Annotated in this window: 10 protein-coding genes; 3 read left to right on the top strand and 7 right to left on the bottom strand. The window is 37.6% G+C overall.

Features of this window, described 5'->3' with window-relative positions; all coding sequences use genetic code 11:
- Window positions 1–7: 7 nt before the first annotated feature.
- Both JM84_RS11705 and fumC read right to left on the bottom strand, forming a co-directional pair.
- Window positions 8–1,345, bottom strand: coding sequence for a 7TM-DISM domain-containing protein (locus JM84_RS11705; RefSeq protein WP_144784439.1), 1,338 nt, complete (start codon window positions 1,343–1,345; stop codon window positions 8–10).
- Window positions 1,346–1,444: 99 nt separating this feature from the next.
- Window positions 1,445–2,830, bottom strand: a complete 1,386-nt coding sequence (gene fumC / locus JM84_RS11700) for a class II fumarate hydratase (protein WP_144784437.1) — start codon at window positions 2,828–2,830, stop codon at window positions 1,445–1,447.
- Window positions 2,831–2,977: 147 nt separating this feature from the next.
- Between fumC and JM84_RS11695 the strand changes: the two genes are divergently transcribed.
- A complete protein-coding gene (locus JM84_RS11695) occupies window positions 2,978–3,160 on the top strand; it encodes a hypothetical protein (RefSeq protein ID WP_013751789.1) in 183 nt (60 codons plus the stop codon).
- 94 nt (window positions 3,161–3,254) lie between these two features.
- On the opposite strand, the gene JM84_RS11690 is transcribed toward JM84_RS11695, so the two are convergent.
- Window positions 3,255–3,752, bottom strand: coding sequence for a hypothetical protein (locus JM84_RS11690; RefSeq protein ID WP_144784434.1), 498 nt, complete (start codon window positions 3,750–3,752; stop codon window positions 3,255–3,257).
- 218 nt (window positions 3,753–3,970) lie between these two features.
- A complete protein-coding gene (locus tag JM84_RS11685) occupies window positions 3,971–6,838 on the bottom strand; it encodes a M16 family metallopeptidase (protein ID WP_144784433.1) in 2,868 nt (955 codons plus the stop codon).
- Window positions 6,839–7,102: 264 nt separating this feature from the next.
- Between JM84_RS11685 and JM84_RS11680 the strand changes: the two genes are divergently transcribed.
- The gene (locus JM84_RS11680) at window positions 7,103–7,909 is read left to right on the top strand and encodes an alpha/beta hydrolase (protein ID WP_144784431.1); all 807 of its coding nucleotides are present in this window, start codon (window positions 7,103–7,105) and stop codon (window positions 7,907–7,909) included.
- Here JM84_RS11680 and JM84_RS11675 read toward each other — a convergent pair whose 3' ends face one another.
- Both JM84_RS11675 and JM84_RS11670 read right to left on the bottom strand, forming a co-directional pair.
- The gene (locus tag JM84_RS11675) at window positions 7,910–9,277 is read right to left on the bottom strand and encodes an alpha/beta hydrolase family protein (RefSeq protein WP_144784429.1); all 1,368 of its coding nucleotides are present in this window, start codon (window positions 9,275–9,277) and stop codon (window positions 7,910–7,912) included.
- 169 nt (window positions 9,278–9,446) lie between these two features.
- Complete coding sequence (locus tag JM84_RS11670; RefSeq protein WP_144784427.1) at window positions 9,447–9,959, bottom strand: hypothetical protein; 513 nt, start codon at window positions 9,957–9,959, stop codon at window positions 9,447–9,449.
- Between the two features lie 266 nt (window positions 9,960–10,225).
- Here JM84_RS11670 and ychF point away from each other — a divergent pair, with 266 nt between their 5' ends.
- Window positions 10,226–11,320, top strand: a complete 1,095-nt coding sequence (gene ychF, locus JM84_RS11665; RefSeq protein WP_144784425.1) for a redox-regulated ATPase YchF — start codon at window positions 10,226–10,228, stop codon at window positions 11,318–11,320.
- Between the two features lie 77 nt (window positions 11,321–11,397).
- Here the strand turns inward: ychF and JM84_RS11660 are convergent, their stop codons facing one another.
- The gene (locus JM84_RS11660; RefSeq protein WP_144784422.1) at window positions 11,398–11,811 is read right to left on the bottom strand and encodes a BLUF domain-containing protein; all 414 of its coding nucleotides are present in this window, start codon (window positions 11,809–11,811) and stop codon (window positions 11,398–11,400) included.
- Window positions 11,812–12,316: the final 505 nt, after the last annotated feature.

Genomic DNA, 12,316 nt, shown 5'->3' with positions numbered 1-12,316 from the left:
GCCTATATTAGAAAGATAATTCTTGTAAGTCTGTCCCATTATCAAGCCCGAGCTTTGAATAGAGGCTAGTAGTAAGTTGTTGCAGTTTGTCATCAGATAGACTGTGTTTTAAGGCAATCATTTCATTGCTAAGCCCTTTTGAAATATCGTTTAAAATACGCACCTCCATATTCTCAAGATCATACTGGTATATTAGAGATTCCATATAATTGTCATCTGCGTCTTGGACATTTTTGTAGGCACTGAGTTCTTTTAATTCTTGGACTTGAAACATTAATTTTTGTTTCATTAGGACCCCTTTTCTTTGAATATCTTTAAAAGAAGCAAGAAGCAATATAGCAATTAAAGTAAAGTTTAAAGATGCAGCTATAGCTACTTGTGCAGGAGCATAATTTATAAACGATAGATTAAAGATGTGAAGTATAAAATAGTCCGCAAGAAATAAGATGTCAATACTATACACTAGTATTAGGATTGTTTTTCTTAGGCCTTTTGCAATCATAAGCATCAAAACCCACATGAGAATCACTGTTGAAATCGAGGTAATGTCTACACCTGTGAAACTAATAATGTTCTGTGTTACAAAATAAATTATCAGAAATAGAGTGGACAGACCACTTATGATAAGCATAAGATACTTTATCCATAACTGGTGTGGTCTTACTTTTAAATAAAACAGCATGAAACCTGTAGCCGAAAGGCCTACTAAATAATGTCCAAATATTTCAAGAGATGTAGATATGTCACTACTAACCCCAAATAAATACAAGACATTGTCTTTTGTTAGGATACTTAAAAGCACAGCAAACACTAAAAATGCAAAAAATAGAAATTGCGTATTTCTAACTATAAAGTAAAAAACTAAAATCGCTACGATGAGTGCTATCGCTGTACCATAAAAGAAACCAATGCTTAATAAGCTCCTTTTTTCATTGCTAGCAAAAGAAGATTCATCAGATAAATGAATAGGGAAGTAGGCTTCTAATGGGAAATTTGCTTTTAGGTAAAGTGGGAATTCAAGATTTCTTTTGACTAGGAAATAGGAAGGAAACCGTGTGTCCTTCATAATGTTAAGTTCTTTACCATTAGAATCGTATAATTCTAGGTAACTAACATGCGAAGATTTCAATTCGAGAATCTCTCTATCTGCAGTTATATCATCTATTTTAAACCAGTATGTGCCATTCTCAGCTCCGAGATTATCTGAACTGGTAGAAGTGAAAGTAGCATTTTTCACTTCATCAATAGTAAGGCTTCCGTTTGTGTCTCTTAGATAGTAAATAGATTCAAATGGAGTGCCCGCACTTACGCACAGCAAAGCCAAAAGAACCATTAATATCTTCATTATTTCTAAAATTTAATACACAATAATACGTTAAAACGCACTAAGTTACAACTTTATCGTACTCTTAGTGCATTTTAACGATATATTATGATACAAAAATTAGACCATATCTTCAGGACGTACCCATTCGTCAAATTCTTTGGCAGTTACATATCCTAGGTTGATAGCTTCTACTTTAAGTGTAGTTCCATTTTTGTGAGCAGTGTTTGCAATCTCTGCTGCTTTATAGTAACCTATCTTAGTATTTAACGCTGTTACTAGCATCAAAGAATTGTCTAGAAGCTCTTTAATACGCTCATTGTTAGGCTCTATGCCTGAAGCGCAATGATCTGAAAATGACACGCAAGCATCACCTATAAGTTGTGCAGACTGTAATAAGTTTGCAGCCATCATTGGTTTAAATACATTCAGTTCATAATGTCCTTGCATACCTCCTACACTTATTGCAACATCATTACCCATGACTTGGGCGCAAACCATAGTTATGGCTTCACATTGCGTAGGATTTACCTTACCAGGCATTATAGATGATCCAGGCTCGTTTGCTGGAATCGATATTTCGCCAATACTACTACGTGGTCCTGACGCTAGCATTCTAATGTCATTTGCTATTTTATTGAGAGATACGGCTAGTTGTTTAAGCGCTCCATGAGTTTCAACAATAGCATCGTGAGCAGCAAGTGCTTCAAATTTATTTTCGGCAGTACGGAAAGGGTGACCAGAAAAATCAGCCATATAAGAAGCTACAAGCTCAGCATATCCTTTTGGAGTGTTAAGTCCAGTTCCTACTGCTGTACCACCTAATGCAAGCTCAGAAAGGTGGTCAAGCGTATTGTCTAGCGCCTTTAGACCGTGATCAAGTTGTGATACATAACCAGAAAATTCTTGACCTAGTGTAAGTGGAGTAGCGTCCATTAAGTGCGTACGTCCTATTTTTACTACATCTTTAAAGGCAACTGCTTTCGCTTTAAGCGTGTCTCTTAATTTACGTACTCCTGGGATTGTAGTTTCAACTACTTTTTTATATCCTGCGATATGCATTCCTGTAGGGAATGTATCGTTAGAAGATTGTGATTTATTTACGTCATCGTTAGGAGCTAGTGTTTTTTCACCTTCACCTATTACTTTTCCTGCTAGTTGGTGAGCACGGTTTGCAATCACCTCGTTTACATTCATGTTACTTTGAGTTCCAGAACCTGTTTGCCAGATTACTAGTGGGAACTGATCATCATGCATCCCTGTGAGGATTTCATCACAAGCTTGTGCAATAAGATCTCTTTTTTCGGTAGAAAGGACACCTAGCTCACAGTTCGTGTAAGCAGCTGCTTTTTTAAGAATGGCAAAACCGTGTACAACCTCGATAGGCATAGATGCAGGAGCACCTATTTTAAAATTGTTTCTTGAGCGCTCTGTTTGAGCTCCCCATAGTTTATCTGCGGGTACTTTTACCTCGCCCATCGTATCTTTCTCGATTCTATATTCCATAATTGAATGTGTTAAAATTGGTACACAAATTTAAACATTTGGCTTCATTTCACATCGTTGATAAGCTGTCAATAAATGTGTTTTTTCTCTTGTGAAAAATAAATAATATCAACTATCTTTGCTTCAAACTAGAAAAGACACGATCCTATGTTCGATTTTGACCAATATTTAGGTTTTCTCGCATTCTTAACCATCCTTACTATTGGATTTTGGTTAATGATATTCCTTCTTACATTTGTAATCCCTTACTGGGTAGGAGGTTCATTTATTGAATTTATGAAAGAGAAAAGAGAAGAGCGCAAGCTTAAAAGAGAGCAAGAAAATAGCTAAGATATTTTTTACGCATACGCGAAAATATATAAACCTTCAACACAAGCTGTTGAAGGTTTTTTTATGCATTCTTTATTCTCAACTTTATACTTCCTTAATTATTAAATGCCAGCTGATCTCTTAAGGTTGTAGATCTAATACAGTCTGCCTCAGAGGTGTCACCAAACTCATCTACAAACTTTATACATTGCATTCCATCTGGTAAGCAAGCTTCACCAAAGGTGGTTTGTGAGGTGCACATGGTTGCTCCTGTGCTGTAAACTCCAGACTCATCTAGCTCTAATGCAAAGGTGGATACATAATTGTCATTACTAAATACTCTTAAGTATTTATTGCCTTTCATATCTATCACCTTTAAGGATGATGGTACAAGCTGTAACCCCAAGGTGCGTGCTTTTGCTTGAAACGCATTTAAGAAGGAAACTTCAGATATAGTAAATACAAATGATTCTTTTTCTAGCACTCCTACAGCTGTAAGACTTATTTCATCTACACTAGGTAAATGGTCTGTACTAGCGTTAAATCTAAGGTTGTCGTCACAAGACGTAAGGAGGACAGCTGCGACTAAACAAGAAAACAAATACTTTTTCATAATACATTATACGTTAGTTTATAATTTACAAGCATTCGGTAAATGGGCTAAATTTATTCTAATTATGAATTGGTGATTTTCTTTTCTAGTTAAATTTTTCAGGTGTTTTAGTTAATTTTTTGTGGTTCATATTTTCGCGAAAGCGTATCCATTATCACAAAAAAAAGAGCCTCCGTGTGGAGACTCTTTTAATGAAATTCACTGTACTTCTATTCACATTATTGCTTGACTTTCTTAAGATCTACTTCATTTCCATCTTTGTCTAGCATTTTCACTTCGTCAAAGCCCATTTTTTTGAACTGTGCAAATTGTGTTGCGGCATCACCTACTACGAGGTAAGCCATCTTGTTTTCATCAAGATATTTATTTGCAAGCGCTTTGTGCTGCTCTAACGTCATATTACGTATTACGTCTTCCTCTTTCTCAATGTAATCTGTAGGAAGATCATAAGCGCTACGCTCTTGTAACATTCCTAATAAAGCAAATTGTGTCTCAAAACGACGTGCATTAGATTTAATGAGTGCATTTTTTGTAAAAGCAAGATCCTCCTCAGAGATTCCTTCTTTGTACTTTTTAATCTCATCTCTAAAGATTTCAACAGATTCTCCAGTTGTGTTAGTACGTACACTAGAAGAAGCAGTAAATGTACCTGGAAGTTTAGATCCATTAAAGTAGGTACGCGCTCCATAAGTATATCCTTTTTCTTCACGTAAAATAAGGTTCACAGCTCCAGAGAAAGATCCTCCTAGTTTATAATTCATTACTTCGGCAGGGTAAAAGTCTTGGTCTGTACGAGCCATTCCTATGTATCCTATGTTAATCACAGATTGCTTTGCTTCTGGAATATCAACGAATAGGAGTGAAGATTTATCTCTATTATTTGCTACTGGATATTCTGGGATTGTAACATCTTTTGCTTCCCACTTAGACTCAAGATCTGCAAGTGCTGCTAGTGCATCTTCTTTTTCAATTTTTCCTACGATGTGGAAACGACTTACAGAAGGAGAGAAGTTAGTATTGTAAAAATCCTTTAAATCCTGCATAGTGATGCTATTTACAGACTCCTCTGTACCACTTGTAGGGTAAGAAAAGATGTGGTCTTCACCGTATAATACTTTGTTATATACGTTATTTGCTACTGCATTAGGATTTGCAGCGCTACGCTTAATACCGTTAATAGTAGCGGTCTTGATACGTCCTAGCTCTTCCTCATCCCATCTAGGCTCAAATAAAATCTCTTCTATAAGATCCATGGTTGCGGCAAAGTTACGAGTAAGCGTATTTCCCTGAATAGTAATCGCCTCACGAGAAGTATACATATTTATACTTGCTCCTAGTAATTCTATCGCTTCTTCTAACTGTTCTGGAGTTTTATTTGCAGTACCCTCCATCATAATATCAGTTATTAGGTTTGCAACCCCATTTTTATCCATACTATCTAGTAGGTGACCACCTTCTATCACGAGGTTAAAGTTTACCGTAGGAATCTCATTTTGAGAAATACCATACACTTCAATACCGTTAGAAAGTTCTGCTTCCCATGACGATGGAATTTTAAGAGCAGGAGCATCTCCTACAGATGGAGGCGTAGCACGATCAATTTTAGATGGTGTTTTTACTACTTCTGTAACTTCGTCTTCTACTACCTTGGTTACATTCTCTTTAATCTCTTCTTCAATAACATCTGCTTTTACAGAGTTTTCTACAATAAGGTTAAGTTGGCCCTTAGGTACAAAACTCGTTTGTACGTATGGCTTCCCTTTTACGTAAGTGTTATACACACGTATTACATCTTCCTTTGTAACCGCTTTGATGTTCTCAATATCTTTTTCAATAAAATCTGGCTCACCGGCAAATACATTATAGCTTGCTAGTTGGAACGCTTTACCGTTTACACTGCTTATTCCGTTATAGAAACCAGTCTCAAGACCAGCTTTGATACGCTCTATATCTTTATCTGTTACACCTTCTGCTTCAAATTTTGCAAGACCTTCGTCTATTGCTGCTTCAATTTGATCAAGATCTACACCGCTATTTGCAGTGATAATCACGTGAAATTCTCCTGCAATTTCTTGGCTATTGTTGTAAGCCGTTGTTCTTGAAGTAAGATCTTTTTCTTTTACAAGAATCTTATATAAAGGAGCTTTTTTTCCGCTAGCAAGAATTTCAGCTAAGAAATCTAATGCGTAGGCATCATCTGTATACTGCTGCACTGTTGGGTACACACGGTGTAATTGTGGTGCTTGTGCAAAGTTATCTTCGTGGTACAGTTTCTTTGTTTCGGCAATGGTTACTGGCTGTGGCTCAAGTGGAGCTACCTCTTGGCGCTTTTTAATCTCACCAAAGTACTTCTCAATAAGTGCCTTTGCATCTTCAGTTTTAAAATCTCCTGCAAGTACGAGTGTTGCATTGTTAGGACCATAAAACTTGTCGTAAAATTCTTTTACGTCTGCTACCGTAGCGTTTTGTAGATCTTCTAGCTCACCAATAACTTGCCAGTTATATGGGTGACCTTCTGGATAGATGTTTTTATCAAGTACCCATCCTGTGTGACCGTAAGGATTGTTGTCTACACGTTGTCTCTTTTCGTTTTGAACCACCTCTTGCTGGTTTTCAAAAGCAGATTCTGTCACTGTATTAATCAAGAATCCCATGCGGTCAGACTCTAACCATAATACGGTCTCTAGTGCATTGTTAGGTACCGTTTCATAATATATAGTTCCATCCTTCCAGGTACCTCCATTTAATGTTCCTCCGGCATCTTGCACTGTTTTAAAGAACTGATCTTGTGGTACATTTTCAGATTCTTGAAAGAGCATATGCTCAAAAAGGTGTGCAAAACCAGTGCGTCCAGTCTTTTCACGGTTAGAACCTACGGCATATTGTATGGCAAGCGATACAATAGGATCACTACTATCTTGATGCAAGATAACGTCTAGTCCGTTTTCAAGTTCGTATTTTTCATAGTCTATCGAGAGTTTTGCATCTGCTGCTTGTGCCTTGTCACCACTGGCATTGTCTTTACACGAGGTAACAACAAAGGCTCCTGCCATAAGGACAAAAGCAGCTGTTTTTAAGTTTTTCATGATCTGTGTTTTTTGATTTTTTAAGATTCTGTAAGATAATCTGCAACTTGATAACCTTTTCATAAAATTATGTTAATCGCAGATACTGAGATTGTTAATATTATTTTCGTAGCGATATAGACTTCATCTAGTATCACAAATACCTCATTATTTATGAATTTTTAATCCTATAGCATTTATTGAAGCCACGCCTCATGCTGCGGTATTTTCTGTAAACGAACAGAAGAATAGTATTTTTGCAGCGCATCCATCAAGGCAGCATTCATGAAAAAGCTCAAAAAACCATTGATTATACTATTTATTGTTGCAAACCTTTATGCGATTCTCTGTGGAGGTTTATACTTCTTTCAAGATAATCTTATTTTTCATCCGCAGCAGTTGCCGCAGGATTATGCCTTTGATTTTGAACATTCGTCTGAGGAGGTTTGGCTGGATGCGCAAGATGGAGCGCGCTTACATGGACTTAAATTTCAAGTAGACGATGCAAAAGGAACCATTTTATACTTTCACGGTAACGCTTCAAGTCTTGCTCGCTGGGGAGAGATTGTGCAGTTTTTTGTTGAGAAACAATATAATGTCGTGGTGATGGATTATCGTCAGTATGGAAAGAGTGGTGGAGCACTTACTGAGCAAAATTTATATGATGATAGTTTGCTGTGGCACGCTTTCGCGAAAGCGCAATATCCCACAACCCCAATAATAAGCTACGGTAGAAGTCTTGGGACAACCTTTGCAACCTATGTTGCAGCTAAAGAAAATGTGAGCCAACTCGTACTAGAAACACCATTTTACAGTATTGAAAACGAGGCAAGCTCAAGGTTTTCTATACTTCCAGTCAAGAAATTACTCAAATATGAATTCCCTACCTATCGATTTATAAACGATGTACAATCACCTATTACAGTGCTTCACGGCACAGAAGACGAAGTGGTCGCATACTATCATGGAACGCGATTATTTGATAGTATTGATCAAGAAGAAAAGGTATTAATTACCATTCCAGAGGGCGGACATAATGACCTCATTGAGTTTCCTGCTTATGAGGAAGTTATAGATAAGGTTCTTAATTAATTATCGTATTGTTTCTTCCTTAATCCACTTTGCAATGAGAGCTAGTGCTCTTGGAGCCATGGTTTGCTCTATTTCTGAGTATTCTGTTAACGCGCCAGTGGTGCTTTCTTGAAAGAGATGATTAAGCCCTTCAAAGGCTACTGTTCTTGTACGCTCGTTATTACTAGATGCAAAAGCTTCTTTTATAGCTTCCAGATTTTCCTCATAAGGAACTTGGAAATCCTTTTTGCCATTCATTGCAAGAATTGGAGTCTTAATTTTATTGAGATACGTACTAGGTTTTGTTCTCAGTAGGCTTATAATTTCTGGAGTAGTGATTTGATTTGTGATGGATTCTACTTGCTGTGCGGGTACATTAGGACCAAGTTTGTTAAGTAAGGCTGCATTTACTTCATGTTTTAAGTCTTTATGATCTTCTGGAGCATTTACAATAATCTCATAAGCAAGTCCTATGATTTCTAGTCCTTGTTGTATTTGAGCTTCTGGTACATTAAGTAACCGTTCTAGCGCTGCTTTTTGTGAGAGCATGAGTTGGTCACCATCTATTCCGGGTCCTGCGAGCATGACTGTAAAATCTACATCATCATTAGTTGCCGCAATTTGCGGAGCGATAATCCCTCCGATGCTATGACCTATAAACCCAAATTTAGACTCCTTGAGATAAGAACGCTTTTTAAGATACTCAAGTGCAGCCGTGGCATCTCTCGTAAACTCTGGGATACCTGCAGTTTTAAAAGTTCCTGAAGATTCGCCCACGCCGCGCTCGTCGTATCTAAAAACGGCAATCCCTTGTCTGGTGAGATAATCTGCAAGGACGTAGTATAACTGGTGGCCAAACATATCTCCATCTCTATTCTGCGGGCCGCTACCACTTATGATAATAGCTACGGGAGGATTCTTAATATAATTAGGCAGCGTGAGTCTACCGCTAAGTTCGATATCGTCCTCCTTATTTTTAAAAACGAGATCTTTTGTGGTGTAGTTAAAGGGAGCCTTCGGTTGTTGTGGTCTGTTTAGTGTAATCACACCACGCTCGAGGTTGAGTGCTACGGGAACGTTATTTTGGATAATATTACCCGTAAAGCTGTCATTCTCAAAAGCACCTTTGTAAATGATATTAAAATCTGGAAAAGTCGCGACGAGTGTGTCATTTGTAAAAGTAGTAGTTGCTGCTTTTCCCGCCATTAGTCCTTGGCTTGGGATATCCATTGTGGTGGTAAGAGCGCTATTTTCTTCTTGAATGTGAAAAGCAAAGTCCAGCTTTTTTCCTTGAAAGTCTACGGTACCTGTCCAGTCTCCTGTGATTTCTTGTGAGTAGGAGGTAAGCGCGATTAAAAAACCTAGGATGAGTGTAAATAAAGCTTTCATAATGTACTAGTAAAGAATATATAGAATACTAAGATACTTGTAAATGTATGGATTGAGGGTAAAGTGTTCAAATTTTGGCGAAAGCCTAACAAAAAGAAACCCGAGGCTTGCGCTCTCGGGAATCTAACCAACCAAAGTTGTCTATGGCTGTAATATCAATCGTAACTTCTTAAAATTTAGTAGAAGTTGGCGATTTTTTAATTTTATATGTTACTGTCGTTACAGAGTCATCACCATTGTTATACTCCTCAGAGACCATATTACCATCCTCATCAAAGTAACTTACAGAAATTCCGTTTGCTGTTTTAAGTAAGTACACGTCACCTTTTGCTAGTTGGCGCATAGTCCCATACTCAGAAGTATTATTATCACGAGTTCTCATGATAGTATATCCATCTTCAGATTCTTTAAGGTCGAATTCAGAATCATTATAAGTGTAAGTTACCTCGCGTTTTACAATCGTATTTCCTCGTTGTAACGTTTGGTTTAATTGTCCTTCCTCTGCAGGATCAAGTTGTGTAGGAGTTACTGTAGATACTTTTTCTGTTTTATAAACAGTCTCGTTACCTAGTGAAGATTTTACCGTCGTTCTTGTCGTTGTTGTTTCTTCTATCGTTTCTTGTGCTTGTGCTGCGGTGATTGTAAAAAGTGCTGCACATACTGTATATATTAACTTCTTCATGTTGTTTTGTTTTGGTTCTATACAAAAGTACTTATGCAATCCGTCTATGATGCTTAAGGCTATGGTAATGCTTTGCTAAGTCTTTGCCAAAGTTTAAGTAGCAACCTCCTCTTTCTCTTAAAATATCACAACTTTCGGATGTTTATATAAGCTTGGTTTGGCAGTCGGTAGATCTATAAATAAGAATTATCTTTGCATCCTGAAAAAAGAGTGGAAAGGTATTTTTTCCGCTTTCGCGAAAGCGTACTATTAATACACATTATTTTATGAAAGCAGGAATCGTAGGATTACCTAACGTAGGGAAGTCAACCCTTTTTAACTGTCTGTCTAATGCCAAAGCGCAAAGTGCAAACTATCCGTTTTGTACTATAGAACCTAACGTAGGTGTGGTAAATGTACCAGATGAACGTCTGTCAAAACTTGAAGAGCTTGTAAAGCCTGAGCGTGTAGTCCCTGCTACGGTAGAGATTGTAGATATCGCAGGTCTTGTAAAAGGAGCAAGTAAAGGAGAAGGACTAGGAAACCAATTTCTAGGTAACATACGTGAGACAGATGCCATTATACACGTGCTACGTTGTTTTGACAACGATAACATTGTACACGTAGATGGAAGCGTAAATCCTATAAGAGATAAGGAAACGATAGATATCGAGCTGCAACTTAAAGATCTTGAGACTACAGATAAGAAGCTTGAAAAGGTAAAAAGAGCATCTCGTACTGGTAATAAAGAAGCGCAAGCAGAAGAAGCAGTGCTTTTAAAAATAAAAGCAGGACTAGAAGCAGGTGTGTCTGTACGAGCAATTGAGATTGATGATGATGCGAGAGAAGAGTATGTAAAGCCATTACAATTTATAACAGACAAGCCAGTGATGTACGTATGTAACGTAGATGAAGGCGCTGCGGTAAATGGAAATGAGTATGTAACAAAGGTACGCGAGGCTGTAAAAGAAGAAAATGCAGAGGTAGTGGTACTTGCGGTAGGTACAGAAGCAGATATTACAGAGCTAGATGATTATGAGGAGCGCCAGATGTTTCTTGCAGATATAGGTCTCGAAGAGCCAGGAAGCGCTGTTTTAATACGTGGAGCCTACAAGTTATTGAACCAGCAAACATACTTTACTGCAGGAGTAAAAGAAGTACGTGCATGGACGGTAAACATAGGTGCGACTGGGCCACAGGCTGCAGGAGTGATTCACACAGACTTTGAGAAAGGCTTTATACGTGCAGAGGTAATTCAATATGAAGATTTTGTGACCTATGGGAGCGAGTCAAAAGTACGCGAGGCTGGAAAGCTAGCAGTACAAGGAAAAGAATACATTGTTAAGGATGGAGATGTTATGCATTTCTTATTTAACGTATAAGTACAAGCATCATGAATTAAAAAGCCTCACTGTGAAAACAGTGAGGCTTTTTTTATGATGATTGGTTAGTGTGCTGATTAGTCTAGAATCACAAAAGACCGTAAAAGTCTAGATAGCTTATCTGAGGTAGTAGATTGTATCGAGTGTACTTTGAGATACGCTTTGATCTCATCTAGTTGCTCTCTATTTTCAATAGTTTGAAAACGCGAGTTATATTCTTCAAAAAGTGACTTAGGACTTTCTTTATTAATCACTTCAAACACGTTGCTGTGACGTGTATCAGGTTTAATTTTAGTAGTGTATAAGTTGGTAAGATATTCTTCGTCACCTTCTAGTACTTGGAAGAAGTTACCAAAAGAGTGTAGCAAGATACCACGCACACCACGCTCATTATTGCGATCATTAGTATGATCAAAGATTTCTTGAATTTCTTCTTCAGATAGATCCTCAGAGGCTTTACTAAAATAACAGATGGTGTACACAGATTTCATAACTAGGGATGTTGCGGCAAATATAAAAAGATTATGATAAATGTTTAACTCTTTTTAAAACTAGAGGGACGTTATTGGAAATTGGATGAACAGAATCGCGCGGTGGACGTTTATTGTTTGCTCGCTGGTGTTTTCTCACTGTTGTTGCTCACTGTTGTGAGACATCTCTCTAAATCTCTCTTCGAAGAGAGACTTCATTTTTTCTTTCCCTTGCGGGGAAGTGGTGGGTGGTTTTCTTCCCTTGGCAGGGAAGGTTTTCTTGTTGTTGTTGCTTACTGTTGTGAAACATCTCTCTAAATCTCTCTTCGAAGAGAGACTTCATTTTTGTTCCCCTTGCGGGGAAGGTTTTTTTTGGTTGGGTTAGGATATTAGGTGTTGAGGAAAGGGGAGGTTATATTTTTTTAGTGCTAAAAGTACTCGGGTAGTGGGAGTTATGTGGTGGATTAAAAAAAACTATAAAAAAGTGTTGTTGTAAAGGAAAAAGCACTGTATATTTGCACCCGCA

This window comes from Dokdonia sp. Hel_I_63 (assembly GCF_007827285.1).
In the GTDB taxonomy this organism is placed as follows: domain Bacteria; phylum Bacteroidota; class Bacteroidia; order Flavobacteriales; family Flavobacteriaceae; genus Dokdonia.
This window is presented reverse-complemented; position numbering and strand designations above follow the sequence as displayed.